Here is a 16,728-nt window from a genome sequence, read left to right on the forward strand (position 1 = left end):
TCGCCCCGCCCGCGCCCCCGCCGCCCCCGCGCCCGCGCGCCGCCCCGCCCGACCGCGAGACTTCACTGGTGCACCGAGACTGCATGCTCAGCGTGCAGTCTCGGTGCGCAGATGACTTCTCGCGGAATCGGGAGGGGCGCGGGGGCGGGGCGCGGCGGCGGGACCGGGGGACGGGGCGCGGGGGACGGGACCGGGGGGGATGCCGGGGGTCAGGCCAGGGCGTCGACGATCGGGCGGAACTTGACCCGGGTCTCCAGGAGCTCGGCCTCGGGGTCGCTGCCGGCGACGATGCCCGCCCCGGCGTGCGCGACCAGGGGGATGCGGTCCGACGTCCCGGCAGAGGCGGTGCCCAGGTCGACCTGCGCGCAGCGCAGCGCGATCGCCCACTCGCCGTCGCCGTGCGCGCCGATCCAGCCGACCGGGCCCGCGTAGCGTCCGCGGTCGAAGGGCTCGAGGCTGCGGATGACCCCGATCGCGGCATCCGTCGGCGTGCCGGCCACCGCGGCGGTCGGATGCAGCGCGCCGACGAGATCCAGCGCCGACGAGCGGTCCCGAAGTGTCCCCTCGACGTCGGTCGCGAGGTGCCACACGTTCGGCAGCCGCAGCATGAACGGCTGCTCGCCCGCGGCGAGCGCGCCCGTGTGCGGGCGGAGCGCGGCGAGCACGCTCTGCACCGCGTACTCGTGCTCGTCGAGGTCCTTCGCGCTCGTGGCGAGGGCGACGGATGCCGCGGTGTCGGCATCCGCGTCGGCGCCCCGGGCGATCGTCCCGGCGAGCACGCGAGCCGTGACGGTGCCGCCCGACACCGTCACCAGGGTCTCCGGGCTCGCGCCGATGATGCCGTCGACGGCATATGTCCAGGTGTCCGGGTACTCCGACGCGAGGGTGCGCACGAGGCGGCGGAGGTCCGCGCCCGACGGGATCGAGCCGACGAGGTCGCGCGCGAGGACGACCTTACCCACCTCGCCCGCCGCGATCGCGGCAAGGCCCGCGCGCACAGCGCGCTGGTAGCCCTCCGGCGTGAGGGCACCCGGGCCGAGCGTCGCCGACCAGTGCGGACCGTACGGGGTGCGCGGAGGGATGCCGGAGCCGTCCGCCGCGGACGGTGCGGTCGTCGCGGGCGCCGACGGCGCATCGTGGCTGTCGGCCTCGTCGATCACCGCGATCGTGGTGACCCACGACCGGCCGCCGCGGCGCCCGACGACGTGCCGCGGCACGGTGAGGCGCCCCGGGCGCTGCGAGGACGCGTCGAACGGAAGCGCGCCGAACGCGATGAGCCCGGTACCGGGAAGGCCGACCGGGTCGTCGACTTCGGCGCGCGCTGCGAGCTCGCGCCACCACCGTGCGGCTTCGTCCGCCTGCCCGCGGCCCGTGTCGCCGGGGCGGGACGCCTGTGCCGACAGGTCGGCCGTGCAGCCGTGGCCGACCATGACGTCGGCGCGCCGCGACCACACGGTCGGGTTCTCCGGCGCGGCGTGCTCCAGGACGTCCTCGATCGCTGTCACCTCGCGGGTCGTCACCCGCAGCCGCGGCGGGGTCGGGGCAGGGCGAGGCACGTCCTCCAGCCTAGAGTGGGCACATGGCCGACCGCCCTGCACCGGGAACACCGCTCACCTTCCGCTGGCGCAAGTGGGACGGCTCGCCGCACTGGACGCAGGAGTGCGTCTACCTCGGCAGCGACGAGTGGGGTGACTGGCTCGGGCAGCAGCCGGGCTGGCGCAGCGAACGGCCCGGCCGCGTGATGCTCGCCGACTCGCCCAGCGTCATGCTGGTGCCCCCGAGCGGCGACCACACTCTGCTGGTGAACGGATCGCCGCACCGGGTGCGGGTCTACATCGACCTCGCGTGGGACGTGCGCTGGCGTGACGGCGAGCCGACCGGTATCGACATGGATCTCGACGTCGTGCGGGCCCTCGACGAACGCGGGGTCTATATCGACGACCGCGACGAGTGGGACGAGCACCGGGTGCGCTACGGCTATCCGCTCGACCTGGTCGACCGGCTCGAGGCCCTCGCCGTCGACCTGGAGCAGCGGGTGTCCGCCCGCACGCCCCCGTTCGACGACGCCACCGCCGACCGCTGGCTGGCTGCGCTGGCCGCTCTGGCGCCGCGGTAGCGCCGTGCCGTGCCGCGCCGCGCCCAGCCTGCGGGAACCGGCCGCAGGAGCGGGCGACGGGGTCGACGGAAGGCTCCGGCCCTACACTCGGGACGATGGGCCAGTCACGCGGAGGCGGAGGGCGCGCGATCGGCGTGCGCGACGTGGCTGCGCGCGCCGGCGTCTCGCGTCAGACCGTGTCGCGCGTACTCAACGAGCACCCCGACGTGGCCCCGCACACCCGTGAGCGCGTGCTCGCGGCGATGGGCGAGCTCGGCTACCGCATGAACAACGTCGCGCGCGCCCTCGGCACGCGGCGCTCGCGGACCATCGGCGTGCTCGCCCCCGCGGCGCTGCACTACGGCCCGCTGCGCAGCATCGAGACGATCGAGGCGGCCGCGCGCGCGGCGGGGTACTGGGTGTCGGCGGCGTTCGCCGACTCCGCGACCGATGACGCCGTCCGCGCGGCGATCGGGCACCTGCTCGGGCAGGGGGTCGACGGCCTGGTCGTGGTCGCCCCGCACGCGGACACCGTGCGGGCGCTGGATGCCATGGATCTCGGCATCCCGACGGTCGCCCTGCATTCGGCGGGGCGGGGCGGGCGGGCTCCCGCCGTGGATCAGGTCGCCGGGGCGCGGCTCGCGACGGCGTGCCTGGCCGATGCCGGGCACCGCCGCATCGCGCACCTGGCCGGACCCCTCGACTGGCTGGAGGCGCAGGCGCGCCGGGACGGTTTCGTGCAGGAGCTCGCCGCGCGGGGCGTGGAGCCCGGCCCGGTGCTCGCCGGCGACTGGACGGCGCGGGCCGGGTTCGAGGCCGCGGCCGCCGTGGTGGGCTCGGGTGCCACCGCGGTGTTCTCGGCCAACGACCGGATGGCGCTGGGGCTGCTGGGCGGACTGCGCGAGCGCGGCATCCGTGTGCCGGAGGAGCTCAGCGTCGTGGGCTTCGACGACGAGCCGGATGCCGCGTACTACGCGCCGGCGCTGACCACGGTGCGGCAGGACTTCGCCGAGCTCGCCCGCCGCGCGATCGCCCAGCTGCTCGGCCGGCCGGTGCCGGCGGAGCCGGTCGCGCCCGTGCTGGTGTCCCGCGCGTCGGTCGCCCCGCCGGCATCCTGACCTCGCCCGGGCCGCATCCTGACCTCGCCCGCGCGGCATCCTGACCTCGCCCGGGGATTGACGCCGCCGCACGAGGCTGTCACACTAGCTGTGACCGGTCACAGATCCGGCGCACAGCCGAAACGCACCGCGGCGGATCGCCGAGTCACTCCTCTCCCGGCGAGTCACTGCGCTCCAGCACAGTGACTCGCACGCGGGGCAGTGACTCGGAACCGCAAGGGCCGCAGCGACCTCAGAGGAGAGCACACGCGCATGACGACCTTCACCGCCGAAGTCGAACAGGCCATCGCCCGGGTCCGCGCCGACGTCGCACGGCTGCACGGCGAGCTCGTGCGTTACGGCTTGGTGGTCTGGACCGGCGGCAACGTCTCCGGCCGTGTGCCCGGCGCCGACCTGTTCGTCATCAAGCCCAGCGGCGTGAGCTACGACGACCTGACCCCCGAGAACATGATCCTCTGCGACCTCGACGGCGCCGTCGTGCCCGGGACCCCCGGCAGCGAGCGGTCGCCGTCGAGCGACACCGCCGCGCACGCCTACGTCTACCGCCACATGCCCGAGGTCGGCGGCGTCGTGCACACCCACTCCACGTTCGCGGTCGCGTGGGCGGCGCGCGGCGAGGAGATCCCCTGCGTCATCACCGCGATGGCCGACGAGTTCGGCGGCCCCGTGCCTGTGGGGCCGTTCGCGATCATCGGCGACGACTCGATCGGCCGCGGCATCGTGCAGACCCTCACCGGCCACCGCAGCCGTGCCGTGCTCATGCAGAACCACGGCCCGTTCACGATCGGTGTCGACGCGAAGGATGCCGTCAAAGCCGCGGTCATGGTCGAGGACGTGGCGCGCACCGTGCACTACGCCCGCCAGGGAGGACCGGTGATCCCGATCCCGCAGGAGGACATCGACCGCCTCTTCGACCGCTACCAGAACGTCTACGGACAGGACACGGACGCACGACGATGAGCACCACAGCAGACCTCATCCGCGAGGGGCGCACGGCCCTCGGCATCGAGCTGGGCTCGACCCGCATCAAGGCGTGCCTGATCGACGCCGAGACCCACGAGGTGCTCGCCACCGGAGCCCACGACTGGGAGAACCGGTTCGAGGAGCGCCTGTGGACCTATCCGCTGGATGCCGTCTGGACGGGGCTGCAGGAGGCGTACGCGGCGCTCGTCGCCGATGCGGTCGAGCGCCACGGCATCCGTCCCGACACGTTCGGCGCGATCGGCGTCTCGGCCATGATGCACGGCTACCTCGCCTTCGACGAGGCCGGAGAGCTCCTCGTGCCGTTCCGCACGTGGCGCAACACCCACACCGGGCAGGCCGCCGCCGAGCTCACCGAACTGCTCGGGGTGAACATTCCGCTGCGGTGGTCGGTCGCGCACCTGCGCCAAGCGCAGCTCGACGGCGAGCCCCATGTTCCGCGGGTGCGGTTCCTGACGACCCTCGCCGGTTACGTGCACTGGCGCCTCACCGGCCGCCGCGTGCTGGGCATCGGTGACGCGTCGGGCATGTTCCCGATCGACTCGGCTGCGCGCGACTACGACCAGGAGCTCGTCGACCGCTTCGACCGGCACACCGGCGGCGACCTGCGTGCGGTGCTCCCCGAGGTGCTCGTGGCCGGGCAGGACGCCGGTGCGCTCACCGCCTCGGGCGCCGCGCTGCTCGACCCCTCCGGAGCGCTGCGCCCCGGCATCCCGCTCTGCCCGCCCGAGGGCGACGCCGGCACCGGGATGGTGGCCACCGGCGCGGTCGCCCCGCGCACCGGCAACGTCAGCGCCGGCACGAGCATCTTCGCGATGGTCGTGCTCGAGCGCCCGCTCGCGGGAGTGCACGACGAGCTCGACCTCGTGACCACTCCGGCCGGCGACGCGGTCGCGATGGTGCACTGCAACAACGGCGCCAGCGAGCTGGCGGCGTGGGTGGGCCTGTTCGCGCGCTTCGCCGAGGCCGCAGGCACGCCCCTGCCGGCCGACGCCGTGTTCGAGACCCTCTTCACCGAGGCGCTGGGCGGCGAGGCGGATGCCGGAGGGCTCCTGGCCTACAACCACCTCGCCGGCGAGCCGATCGCCGGACTCGACGAGGGGCGCCCGCTGTTCGTCCGCACCCCGGACAGCCGGTTCACCCTGGCGAACCTCGTGCGCGCACAGCTGTACGGCGTGTTCGGCACGCTGAGCCTCGGCATGCGGGTGCTGGCCGACGAGGGCGTCGCACTCGACCGGATGTTCGCGCACGGCGGCATGTTCCGCACCGCCGGCGTCGCGCAGCGCTTCCTCGCTGGGGCGCTGGGCGCGCCGGTCGCCGTCGGCGACACCGCGTCGGAGGGCGGAGCCTGGGGGATCGCGGTGCTCGCCGCCCACCTCGGCGCCGACCAGGACCTGAGCACCTACCTCGACGAGCGCGTGTTCGCCGGCGCCGAGCTCCGCATCGCGGAGCCCGACCCCGCCGACGTCGCCGGGTTCGCCGCCTACCTCGACCGCTATCGCGCGGGACTGGCGGTCGAGGCCGCCGCCGTCGCCGCCCTCTGACCCCGCCGCCCGCACGGACGGACACCGAGACGAAGGACCAGCCATGACCCGAACTCCGCTCACCACCTCGTTCGACGGCTACGAGGTCTGGTTCCTCACCGGGAGTCAGCACCTGTACGGCCCCGAGACGCTCGCCCAGGTCGCCGAGCAGTCGCGCGCCATCGCCGAGCAGCTCGACGACGCCGCCGAGACACCCGTGCGCATCGTGTGGAAGCCGGTCCTCACCGACGCCGCGGCCATCGCTCGCACCGCGCGGGAGGCGAACGCCGACGACCGCGTGATCGGCCTCGTGGCATGGATGCACACCTTCAGCCCGGCCAAGATGTGGATCGCGGGGCTCGACGCGCTGCGCAAGCCCCTCGCGCACCTGCACACCCAGGCGAACGTCGAGCTGCCGTGGGCCGACATCGACTTCGACTTCATGAACCTCAACCAGGCCGCGCACGGCGATCGCGAGTTCGGGTACATCCAGACCCGGCTGGGCGTGCCGCGCAAGACCATCGTCGGCCACGCCTCCGACCCGCGCGTGCGTGCCGAGCTGGGCACGTGGCAGCGCGCGGCGGCGGGGCTCGCGGCATCCCGCAGCCTCAAGCTCGCCCGCTTCGGCGACAACATGCGCTTCGTCGCGGTCACCGAGGGCGACAAGACCGAGGCCGAGCTGCGCCTGGGCGTGCAGGTGAACACGTGGGGGGTCAACGAGCTGGCGGATGCCGTGGCCGCGGCATCCGATGCCGACATCGACGCGCTCATCGCCGAGTACGAGGAGCTCTACGACGTCGCGCCCGAACTGCGCCGCGGCGGCGAGCGGCACGCGTCGCTGCGCGATGGCGCCGCCATCGAGCTGGGGCTGCGCGCGTTCCTGGAGGAGGGCGGCTTCGGGGCGTTCACCACGTCGTTCGAGGACCTCGGCGCGCTCAAGCAGCTGCCCGGGCTCGCGGTGCAGCGGCTCATGGCCTCCGGCTATGGCTTCGGGGCCGAGGGGGACTGGAAGACCGCCGTGCTCGTGCGCATCGCGAACGTCATGGGGGCCGGCCTTCCCGGCGGGGCGAGCCTCATGGAGGACTACACGTACGACCTCACGCCCGGCGACGAGCTGATCCTCGGTGCGCACATGCTCGAGGTGTCGCCGTCGCTGTCGTCGGCACGGCCGACGCTCGAGGTGCATCCGCTCGGCATCGGCGGAAAGGACGACCCGGTGCGCCTCGTCTTCACCGCCGACCCGGGCCCGGCGGTCGTCGTCGCGATGAGCGATATGCGCGACCGGTTCCGGCTGACGGCGAACGTGGTGGAGAACGTCGCGCCCCGGGCCGCGCTCCCCAAGCTCCCGGTCGGCCGGGCCGTATGGCGGCCGCAGCCGGACTTCCGCACGAGCGCCGCGGCCTGGCTCATCGCGGGAGCCGCGCACCACACCGTGATGTCGACGGCGGTGGGCGTCGAGGCGTTCCGCGACTTCGCCGAGCTGGCCGGGCTCGAGCTGCTCGTGATCGACGAGAGCACGACGCTGACTGAGTTCCAGCGCGAGGTGCGGTGGAACCAGGCCTATTACCGCCTCGCGCAGGGCCTCTGACGAGGCGACGGCAGCCGCGCCGCCCGCGTGGGGGCCTCCGCCGAGCGGTTATCGCCGCTGGGCGTCCCGCTTACAGGGCCGATTGCACTCTGCCGGCCGTTTCCGGCCCGGAAACGTCGGTTCGCCCTGTAAGCGGGACGCGACGGCGGCGCGACCACACGATCCGGGCGCCCTAGACTCGATGGGTGATCGAGCACGAGCCCAACCGCGCCGACCTGGGCAAGGATCCCGCGCGCGTGAGCGGCATGTTCGACCAGGTCGCGGCGGGCTACGACCGCACGAACTCGGTGATGACGGTCGGCAACGACGCGCTCTGGCGGGCCGCCACCACCCGCGCGGTCGCCCCGAAGCCGGGCGAGCGGATCCTCGACCTCGGTGCCGGCACGGGGTCGTCCTCGGCGTCGCTCGCACGCTCCCGCGCCGAGGTGGTCGCCGCGGACTTCTCGGCGGGCATGCTCGCCGAGGGCAGGCGCCGGCACGGCGACCTCCGAAACCTCACGTTCGTGCAGGCCGACGCCATGGAGCTGCCCTTCGGCGACGCCGAGTTCGACGCGGTCACGATGTCGTACAGCCTGCGCAACGTCCAGCAGCCGAAGAGGGCGCTCGCCGAGCTGTTGCGCGTCGCCAAGCCCGGCGGACGACTCGTGATCAACGAGTTCTCCACGCCGCCCTCGCCGGTGTTCCGCGCGTTCTTCCGGTTCTACAACGCGCAGATCCTGCCGCGCGTCGCGCGCGTGGCCGGCACGAACGGCGACGCGTACGACTATCTGAACGAGTCGATCCGCGACTGGCCGGACCAGAGGACGCTCGCGGCCTGGATCCGCGAGGCCGGTTGGACAGAGGTCGCCTGGCGGAATCTGTCCTTCGGCATGGTCGCGCTGCACCGTGCCGTCAAGCCCCGAGGTCGATAGTCATCCGGGTGCCGCCGGGTAGGCTGGACGGGTGATTCCGAGCCTGCCCGCGCCCGGCTCGCCGCTGGCGAGTCGGATCGGCCTGACCGAGCGCGTCTTCGCAGGACCCCGGATGCGGCGCCTGCTCGGCGCGGTCGATGACGGACTCGCGCAGGTCGAGGCCAAGCTCGCCGTCGAGCTGCGGGTCACCGATGCGCTCGCCGATGCGACCAGCCGCTATCTCTACGAGGCGGGGGGCAAGCGCGTCCGTCCGCTCCTGACGGTCCTCACCGCCCAGCTCGGCCAGGGCGTCACCCCGCACGTGGTCGCCGGTGCCACCGCACTGGAGATGACCCACCTCGGCTCGCTCTACCACGACGACGTGATGGATGCCTCGGACGTGCGCCGCGGCGTGCCGAGCGCCCACGTGGTCTGGGGCAACAACGTCGCCATCCTCGCCGGGGACCTGCTGTTCTCCCGCGCCAGCCAGCTCATGGCTCAGATCGGCGAGCGCGCCATCAGGCTGCAGGCCGACACGTTCGAGCGGCTCGTCCTCGGCCAGATGCACGAGACCGTCGGAGCCCAGCCGGACGACGATCCCGTCGAGTTCTACCTGCGGGTGCTCGCCGACAAGACCGGGTCGCTCATCTCCGCCGCCGCGCAGGCCGGCGTCCTGTTCTCCGACGCGCCCGCCGAGTACGCCGGGCCCGTGCTGGAGTACGGCGAGAAGGTCGGCATCGCCTTCCAGCTCCTCGACGATGTGATCGATCTGTCCGCCGACCCCGAGGTCACCGGCAAGGTGCCCGGCACCGACCTGCGGGCCGGGGTTCCGACCATGCCGTACCTGCTCCTCTCGCGCTCCGGCGACGAGGCATCCCTTGCGCTGAAGGACGTCATCGACGACGGGGTCGCCCGCATCGCCGACGGCGCCGACCCGGCCGTGCTCGACGACGCCCTCGACCGGCTGCGCGCGCACGAGGCCACCGAGCGCACGCGCCGTCTCGCGGTGGACTGGTCGGTCGAAGCGGTCGCCGCGCTCGCGCCGCTGCCCGACGGCCCCGTGCGCGATGCGCTGACCCGATTCGCGCAGGTCGTCGTCGATCGTTCGAGCTGACGCCCCACACGCACAAGGTAAGGACTCCATGACCACGCTCAGGCTGGCTATCGTCGGCGCGGGACCCGCCGGCATCTACGCGGCGGACATCCTGCTGAAGGCGGAGCGCAGGTTCGACGTGTCGATCGATCTGTTCGACCGGCTGCCGGCGCCCTACGGCCTCGTCCGTTACGGCGTCGCCCCCGATCACCCGCGCATCAAGGGCATCATCACGGCCCTCCGCGACATCCTCGATCGCGGCCAGGTGCGCCTGTTCGGCAACGTCCGCTTCGGGGTCGACCTCACGATGGACGACCTCACCCGTCACTATCACGCGGTGATCTTCGCCACCGGCGCGATCCGCGACGCCGACCTCGACATCCCCGGCATCGACGCGGCGGGCTCCTACGGCGCCGCCGACTTCGTGAGCTGGTACGACGGCCACCCCGACTTCCCGCGCGAGTGGCCGCTGGATGCGGCATCCGTCGCCGTCGTCGGCAACGGGAACGTCGCACTGGACGTCGCCCGCATGCTCGCCAAGCACGCCGAGGATCTCCTCCCCACCGAGATCCCCGACAATGTGCACGCGGGTCTCGTGGCCTCGCAGGTCACCGACGTGCACGTGTTCGGGCGGCGCGGCCCTGCCCAGGTGAAGTTCACCCCTCTCGAGCTGCGCGAGCTCGGCGAGCTGCGCGACGTCGACATGGTGCTCTACGACGAGGACTTCGACTACGACGAGGCGTCGAAGGATGCCATCGCCAATAACAAGCAGGTGATGGTCATCGACCGCATCCTGCAGTCGTGGCGAAAGCGCCCCGGTACGGGCAGCGCCTCGCGCCGCCTGCACCTGCACTTCTACGCGCGTCCGGTCGAGGTGCGGACGGATGCCGAAGGCCGGGTCGCCGCGCTCGTGTACGAGCGCACGCGCTCGGACGGCCACGGCGGGGTCGCCGGCACCGGCGAGCTGCGCGAGGTTCCGGTCCAGGGGATCTACCGCGCGGTCGGGTACTTCGGCTCGCCGCTTGAGGGCGTGCCCTTCGACGACCGGCACGGGGTCATCCCCAACCACGAGGGCCAGGTGCTGCACCAGGACTCCAACGAGCGGGTGCCCGGCGTGTACGCCACGGGCTGGATCAAGCGGGGACCGGTGGGCCTGATCGGCCACACGAAGTCCGACGCGATGGAGACGGTGCGCCACCTCATCAACGACCAGGGCTCGTGGTGGCATCCGGAGGACCCGTCGCCGGAGTCGATCGTGGCGCTGCTGGCCTCGCGCGGCATCGCCTGGACCGACCTGGAGGGCTGGCACCGGCTCGACGACCACGAGATCGCGCTGGGCGCGGCGCGCGAGCGCGCCCGCATCAAGGTCGTCGACCGCGACGAGATGGTGTCGGTGTCGCGCGGGGAGTGACCGCGCCCGCGAGACTGCATCGGCGCACCGAGACTGCACGCCCAGCATGCAGTCTCGGTGCACCAGTGCACTCTCGCGGATACGAGGGGGCGCGGGGCGGGGGGCGCGGGGCGGGGGGCGCGGGGGCGCGGGGCGCGGGGGCGTGGATAGGCTGAGGGCATGCCGGAGTGGGTGCCCGATGTGCTCGGATACCCGTTCGAGCGGATGACGCTCCCGCTGGGGGAGGATGCCGAGGGCCCGGTCGTCGCGACACTCGTGCGGCGTCTGCCGGGGCCTTTGGCCTTCGCCCGGCCCCTGCACGACGTCGATGTGCTGTATGTGCACGGCTGGTCGGACTACTTCTTCCAGACCGGGCTCGCCGAGTTCTGGAACGGCCTGGGCGCGCGCTTCTTCGCCCTCGACCTGCGCAAGTACGGACGCAGCCTGCGGCCCGGCCAGACGCCCGGGTTCGTCACCGCGCTCACCGAGTACGACGCGGACCTCGAGGCCGCCCTCACGGCGATCGGATCGCACGGGCGGGGGCGCCTGATCCTCGTGGGCCACTCCACCGGCGGGCTCACGCTCACGCTGTGGGCGGCGCGGCATCGGGGTGCGGCATCCGCGCTCGTCCTCAACAGCCCCTGGCTGGAGCTGCAGCTCGGCGCCTTCGGCAGGCATGCGCTCGCGCCGATCCTGCACGCGCGTGCCGTGATCGACCCGAAGGGCGACCAGCCGGTGGTCGACTTCGGCTACTACACGCGGGCGCAGCGCGAGCTCGGGAGCCTTCCGCGGGGGAGCGAGCGTGAGCGATGGCGCCCCGATCGCGGCTTTCCGACCACGCCGGCGTGGCTGAGCGCGGTGCTCGCGGGCCAGCGCCGGCTCGCCGACGGGGTGGAGGTCGGATGCCCCGCCCTCGTGCTCCTGTCGGCGCGGTCGGTCTTCCGCGGGCGGTGGGTCGACGAGATGACGACGTCCGACTCGGTGCTCGTCGTCGACGAGATCGCGCGGGCGGCGACCCGCATCGGCCGCTCGGTCACGATCGAGCGCATCGACGGCGCGGTGCACGACGTGTTCCTCTCCGGCGCGGACCCTCGCCGAGCGGCGTACGACGCCGTGGAACGGTGGCTGCTCTCGGGTGCGCTTGCCCGGTGATCGCCCAGGCGGCGAGCCCGCCGGTACGGCATGATGGAACCACTCCCGCTGCGAGCGTCGCGGAATTGACGCCCGACCGTCCCGCTTCGAAGGAGACCACCATGCCGACGCCCGCGTCCGCCCCGCAGTCGAGCCCCGTCCTGCACTCCCGCCCCGTCGCCTACGCCGTGCGCGCCGACTTCTTCCGGCCCTCGCCGGTGCGCGCCGTCTTCGACATCTCGATGCGGGAGGGGATGATCTCCCTCGCCGGCGGCAACCCCGACCTGGGGGTGCTTCCGCTCGACGAGCTCGGTGCCGTCGCCGGGCGACTCATCGCCGAGCACGGCCTCGAGGTGCTCCAGTACGGCACCGGCGCGGGACTGGAGCCGCTGCGCGAGGCGGTGTGCGAGGTCATGAGCACCGCCGGCATCCGCGCGGTCCCCGGCGACATCCTCATCACCTCCGGCTCGCAGATGGGCCTGGAGCTGGTCACGTCGCTGCTGTGCGACCCGGGCGACGTCGTGCTGGTCGAGGCGCCCACCTACGTCGGCGCGATCGGCACCTTCCAGGGGCTGGAGGCCGATATCGTCCACGTCGCGTGCGACGACGACGGGCTGATCCCGGCGGAGCTGGAGCGCACGATCGCCGAGGTGCGCGCGCAGGGGCGGACGATCAAGCTGCTCTACACGATCCCGAACTTCAACAACCCGTCCGGGATCACGCTGCACCCCGACCGCCGTCCCGTCGTCGCGGAGCTCTGCCGGAACGCGGGCATCGCGCTCGTGGAGGACGACCCGTACGGGCTGCTCGACTTCTGGGACACTCCGCTGCAGGCTATCCGCTCGTTCGACGAGTCGGTGATCTACCTGGGGTCGATGAGCAAGATCTTCTCGCCCGGCATCCGTATCGGGTGGGTGCTCGCGCCGCGCGACGTGCGCGACCGCCTGCAGCTGGCGGCCGAGGCCACGACGATCTGTCCCTCGGTGCTGAGTCAGCACCTCGCCAACATCTACCTGCGCGAGTTCGACTGGCGCGGGTACATGAACCGCGCGATCGACCGGTACCACGAGCGCGCGCAGCGGCTCGACGCGGCGCTGGCCGCGCACCTGCCCGAGTCGGTGCGGTGGACGAGGCCGCACGGCGGGTTCTTCGTGTGGCTGACGCTTCCCGAAGGGCTCTCCGCCGAGGCACTGCTGCCGCGCGGCATCGAGGAGGGCGTCGTCTTCGTTCCCGGCACCGCGTTCTTCGGCGACGGCAGCGGCGACGGCAACCTGCGCCTGTCGTTCTCGCTCGAGTCGCCCGACCGCATCGAGGAGGGCGTGCGGCGCCTCGCCCGCGTCGTCACGGCGGCCCTCGAGATCTGAGAGGGGGTCTTCTCTGAGGCCGACAGCGGTGTTAGCGTGCGAGCATCGCAGTTCTTCCCGATACGAGTTGCTGAGGCTATGAGACCCAAGATCGTTGCAGGCATTTGTGTGTCCGTGCTCCTGGCCGCATTGACGGGATGCGCGCAGCAGGTCGCGGTTTCGGGCGCAGCGACGGACAGCGCGTTGCCGACGACGTGCACGGGGCAGGGCCTTGAGTTCGCCCGGCAGTACGGCGAAGGCGCGCGTGCGCTGACGGGCAGCACCGCGAGCGCTGCCGAAATTGCCGACTGGGAAGCGAAACGCCTCGGCGCGACCGCACCCGCGGTGACGGAGGCGGACGAGGGGCTGTACACGCTGTGCTACTACGACGGGGTGACGGTGGCGGCGCCGCATCCGCCGGCCGACGATTCCTCCTCTGAGCAGGAGGAGTACACGGTGCTGTGCGTGATCATCGACCCGAAGGGGGAAGCGTCGTTCTCCTCGGCTGCGACGGCCGACAGTGCTGATCCGCACGACTTCCCCGAGGCCACGTAGCCTCGGCGCACGGTGGTGACCGAGGCGGTAAAATCCCAGGTCAGCAGGCTTCTTCAGCGGTAGTTGACGAACTGCAGGTCGACGTCGAGATCGGCGTCCTTGAGCAGGCGCTGCACGGTCTGCAGGTCGTCGCGGCTCTTGGACTGCACGCGCAGCTCGTCGCCCTGGATCTGGGCCTTGACCGAGCGCGGGCCCTCGTCGCGGATGAGCTTGCTGATCTTCTTCGCGTTCTCGGACGAGATGCCGTCCTTCAGCGAAGACACGAGGCGGTACTCCTTGCCGCTGGCGACCGGCTCGCCGGCATCCAGGCTCTTCAGCGAGATTCCGCGCTTGATGAGTTTCGACTGGAACACGTCGAGCACGGCCTTCGCGCGCTCCTCGGAGTTCGCCTTGATGAGGATCTGCTCGCCGGACCATTCGATCGAGGCGCCGGTGCCCTTGAAGTCGTAGCGCTGCTCGACCTCTTTGCGGGCCTGGTTGAGCGCGTTGTCGGCCTCTTGGTGGTCAACTTTGGAGACGATGTCGAAGGAGCTGTCGGCCATGACGCCGAGTCTACCGAGATCGGATGCCGCGACCCCCGGCGATGCCCGCGCGGGCCGTCCTAGACTGACGCCATGCGTGCGCTGACCGAGGACGACGTGCGTGCGGCGTTCGTCAACGCCGCGCCCGACGAGGTCGCACAGCTCGCGGTGCCGCACGACTTCGTGCTCATCGACTGGGATCACCTCGACTTCCTGGCCTGGAGCGATCCGCTGCTGCGCGGCCGCGGTTACGTCGTCGCCGAGCTCGACGGCGAGCCCACCGGCGTTGTCCTGCGAGCCGCGTCGGGAGCGAACCGCGCCCGGGCGGCGATGTGCAACCTCTGCCACACGATGCAGCCGGGCAACCAGGTCGCGCTGTTCACGGCGCGCAAGGCGGGGGATGCCGGCATCCGCGGCGACAGCGTCGGCACCTACATGTGCACCGACCTGTCGTGCCACGAGAACGTGCGGCTGGCCGGCCCGCTCGCGCCCAGCGAGGTGCGCGCGAGCGTCGACCGGCGCATCGACGGCACCCGCCACCGCATCGAGGCGTTCGTCGGGCGCGTCGCGCACGGCACGGGCTGAGCCTCGGGGTGTGCCGGGGTCGAGTGGGCTTCGGTTGGCGCGTTGTGTCGCGTGCGTGGCATCCGCGCGACGATATGCGACCAGTGAGAGGTGAGCGCCAGGAGAGAAGCGGATGCCGGCGCACGGCCCCCCGCCGGTTTCTGCGTTGCCGGAGGTGCGAGTAGGATGGACAATCGCGCCTCCGGTCGACTGCACAAGCCGGCCGGGTGCGCCCCGGCGAGTTACCCAAGCGGCCAAAGGGATCTGACTGTAAATCAGCCGGCATAGCCTTCGGGGGTTCGAATCCCTCACTCGCCACCACCAGAAAAGGCCCGGCAACACTGACACTCTCGGTGTCCGGGCCTTTCCCGTCCTCCGGCGGCTCGGGCTCAGCGAGACGAAGCACGCAGGGGTGACCGAGCAGGACTGCAACTCCGGGGAGGATGCCGCGGGACGCATCGAGATCGTTCGACTCGAAGAAGGCGAGGAACAGATCGATCTCGTCCTCGGCGTGCGGCCGCGGGAAGGCGGGCAGACCTGTCCGTCGAACCCCGCGACCGCCTTCACCGTCACGCTCTCCGAGCCTCTCGGCGAGCGGATCGTGGTGAACGCCGGTCTGCAGAGCCGGCGCCCGCTCAGCGCCGGCTGATGCATACCGGCGCGTCGTCGGTGCTTGTATCCGCACCCGCGGACGGGCCGAGAGCGCGCACGATTCTGTGGATAACCTCCGGTCTCGATTGCGCCTGTGGACAGCGGCCGCCCGTCCGCTGTCGCGTGTGAGGATGGATGCAGGGGCCTGAGCGGCCCGGAGCGGAAAGGCGGATCATGACCGACCCGATCACCCATCCCAACTCGACGAGGCTCCTGCGGGCCGCCATCTGGGTTGCGATCGGGGCGCTCATCGCCGCGGCGATCGTCTGCGTCGTCTGGGTGCTGCTCGGCGACTCGCACGGCATGGTGGGCCGCGCGTTCCTCACGATCCTGCTGCTGGCCTCGTTCGCCGGGATCGCGATCCTGGAGGCGAACCTCGCCTCCCGCCGGCCGGCATGGTTCGCCCTGGCGAGCATGGTCACGTGGGTGCTGACCCTGCTCATCGGCGCTTTCCTCATCTGGATGCCGCCGGCCGATCTCTACTACGGCGAAGGAATGGAGCGCTTCGCGAAGTTCCTCGGCATCGTGCTGATCCTCCAGCTCGCGCTGCTCCACATCCGCCTGTACATCAAGGCGCACGAGCGGCATCGCACGACGTTCACCGCGATCGTGACGTACGTCACGATCGGCTTCGTCGTGATCCTCGCCGGCATGCTCGTGCTCCCGCTCATGCTGGGGGAGTTCGCACGCTTCCTGCCGATCTACTGGCGGGTCGTGGTCGCCCTGGCGATCCTCGCGGCCGTCGGCACCGCCCTCGTACCGCTCGTCAACGCGCTGCTGGCGCCCCGGTCGCGCGAGCCGCGACCGCATGCGCCGGCCGTGCCGCAGTGGCCGACGTATGCCGGCACCACGACGCCGCTGCCGGTCATGCCCGACGGCACGCCGGACTGGAACGCCTACTACACCGGGCAGCCCACCTATCCGCACGGCTACGCCGCCGCGCCGCCCCTGCCTCCGCTTCCGCCCGTGCCCGCCGAACAGGCGGCCGCGGCCGCCGCCGTGCCCGTGGCGGCGCCAGGGCCGCCGCCGCCCTCCCCGCAGGTGCCCGCGGAGCAGACCTCCGCCGAGCCCTCCGAGGCACCGGCATCCGACGGGGAGACCCGGCCGTACCCGCCGCCGCTGCCGCCCCGCTGACTGTCGCGCCCGCGGTCGACGCCACGGCAGCGGCACAAGGCCCGCGCCAGGCCGCGGCACAAGGTCGGAGAACTGCACAAAGTCGGAGCTCCGCCCGCTCCAGGCTCCGACGATGTGCAGATCTCCGACGAAGCGCCGCGGGTGGTCGGCC

Annotated in this window: 16 protein-coding genes and 1 tRNA gene; 15 read left to right on the forward strand and 2 right to left on the reverse strand. The window is 72.3% G+C overall.

Annotated features, from left to right (window positions below):
- Positions 1-209 precede the first annotated feature (209 nt).
- On the reverse strand, positions 210-1,556 hold the full coding sequence (locus QM641_RS08390; protein ID WP_415115388.1) for an isochorismate synthase: 1,347 nt from the start codon (positions 1,554-1,556) through the stop codon (positions 210-212).
- A 23-nt stretch (positions 1,557-1,579) separates the two neighbouring features.
- Between QM641_RS08390 and QM641_RS08395 the strand changes: the two genes are divergently transcribed.
- From QM641_RS08395 to QM641_RS08445, 11 genes are all read left to right on the forward strand, one after another.
- A complete protein-coding gene (locus QM641_RS08395) occupies positions 1,580-2,116 on the forward strand; it encodes a DUF402 domain-containing protein (protein ID WP_415115390.1) in 537 nt (178 codons plus the stop codon).
- A gap of 95 nt (positions 2,117-2,211) precedes the next feature.
- Complete coding sequence (locus tag QM641_RS08400) at positions 2,212-3,213, forward strand: LacI family DNA-binding transcriptional regulator (protein WP_415115392.1); 1,002 nt, start codon at positions 2,212-2,214, stop codon at positions 3,211-3,213.
- A gap of 252 nt (positions 3,214-3,465) precedes the next feature.
- On the forward strand, positions 3,466-4,173 hold the full coding sequence (locus tag QM641_RS08405; RefSeq protein ID WP_415115394.1) for an L-ribulose-5-phosphate 4-epimerase: 708 nt from the start codon (positions 3,466-3,468) through the stop codon (positions 4,171-4,173).
- Positions 4,170-5,738, forward strand: a complete 1,569-nt coding sequence (locus tag QM641_RS08410; RefSeq protein WP_415115396.1) for a xylulokinase — start codon at positions 4,170-4,172, stop codon at positions 5,736-5,738. The genes QM641_RS08405 and QM641_RS08410 overlap by 4 nt, the downstream gene beginning before the upstream one ends.
- A gap of 43 nt (positions 5,739-5,781) precedes the next feature.
- A complete protein-coding gene (araA, locus tag QM641_RS08415; RefSeq protein WP_415115398.1) occupies positions 5,782-7,305 on the forward strand; it encodes an L-arabinose isomerase in 1,524 nt (507 codons plus the stop codon).
- A 245-nt stretch (positions 7,306-7,550) separates the two neighbouring features.
- Positions 7,551-8,216, forward strand: a complete 666-nt coding sequence (locus QM641_RS08420; protein ID WP_415115435.1) for a class I SAM-dependent methyltransferase — start codon at positions 7,551-7,553, stop codon at positions 8,214-8,216.
- A 31-nt stretch (positions 8,217-8,247) separates the two neighbouring features.
- Positions 8,248-9,309: a polyprenyl synthetase family protein gene (locus QM641_RS08425; protein WP_415115400.1), complete on the forward strand. Its 1,062-nt coding sequence runs from the start codon at positions 8,248-8,250 to the stop codon at positions 9,307-9,309.
- A gap of 28 nt (positions 9,310-9,337) precedes the next feature.
- Positions 9,338-10,699, forward strand: coding sequence for an FAD-dependent oxidoreductase (locus QM641_RS08430; RefSeq protein WP_415115402.1), 1,362 nt, complete (start codon positions 9,338-9,340; stop codon positions 10,697-10,699).
- A 159-nt stretch (positions 10,700-10,858) separates the two neighbouring features.
- Positions 10,859-11,830 carry an alpha/beta hydrolase gene (locus QM641_RS08435; protein WP_415115404.1) on the forward strand — a complete coding sequence of 324 codons (972 nt, stop codon included), beginning with the start codon at positions 10,859-10,861 and terminating at the stop codon, positions 11,828-11,830.
- Between the two features lie 101 nt (positions 11,831-11,931).
- Positions 11,932-13,173: a PLP-dependent aminotransferase family protein gene (locus QM641_RS08440; RefSeq protein ID WP_415115406.1), complete on the forward strand. Its 1,242-nt coding sequence runs from the start codon at positions 11,932-11,934 to the stop codon at positions 13,171-13,173.
- A 78-nt stretch (positions 13,174-13,251) separates the two neighbouring features.
- Positions 13,252-13,707, forward strand: coding sequence for a hypothetical protein (locus tag QM641_RS08445; RefSeq protein ID WP_415115408.1), 456 nt, complete (start codon positions 13,252-13,254; stop codon positions 13,705-13,707).
- A gap of 53 nt (positions 13,708-13,760) precedes the next feature.
- Here the strand turns inward: QM641_RS08445 and QM641_RS08450 are convergent, their stop codons facing one another.
- Entirely contained in the window at positions 13,761-14,249 is a 489-nt protein-coding gene (locus QM641_RS08450; protein ID WP_415115410.1) for a YajQ family cyclic di-GMP-binding protein, read from the reverse strand.
- A gap of 72 nt (positions 14,250-14,321) precedes the next feature.
- Between QM641_RS08450 and QM641_RS08455 the strand changes: the two genes are divergently transcribed.
- From QM641_RS08455 to QM641_RS08470, 4 genes are all read left to right on the forward strand, one after another.
- Complete coding sequence (locus tag QM641_RS08455) at positions 14,322-14,813, forward strand: FBP domain-containing protein (RefSeq protein ID WP_415115411.1); 492 nt, start codon at positions 14,322-14,324, stop codon at positions 14,811-14,813.
- 215 nt (positions 14,814-15,028) lie between these two features.
- Positions 15,029-15,113: transfer RNA gene (locus tag QM641_RS08460), tRNA-Tyr, on the forward strand.
- 91 nt (positions 15,114-15,204) lie between these two features.
- Positions 15,205-15,441 carry a hypothetical protein gene (locus QM641_RS08465; protein ID WP_415115413.1) on the forward strand — a complete coding sequence of 79 codons (237 nt, stop codon included), beginning with the start codon at positions 15,205-15,207 and terminating at the stop codon, positions 15,439-15,441.
- 176 nt (positions 15,442-15,617) lie between these two features.
- Positions 15,618-16,577: a hypothetical protein gene (locus QM641_RS08470; protein ID WP_415115415.1), complete on the forward strand. Its 960-nt coding sequence runs from the start codon at positions 15,618-15,620 to the stop codon at positions 16,575-16,577.
- Positions 16,578-16,728 lie beyond the last annotated feature (151 nt).

The organism is Microbacterium sp., from assembly GCF_047605725.1.
GTDB lineage: Bacteria > Actinomycetota > Actinomycetes > Actinomycetales > Microbacteriaceae > Microbacterium.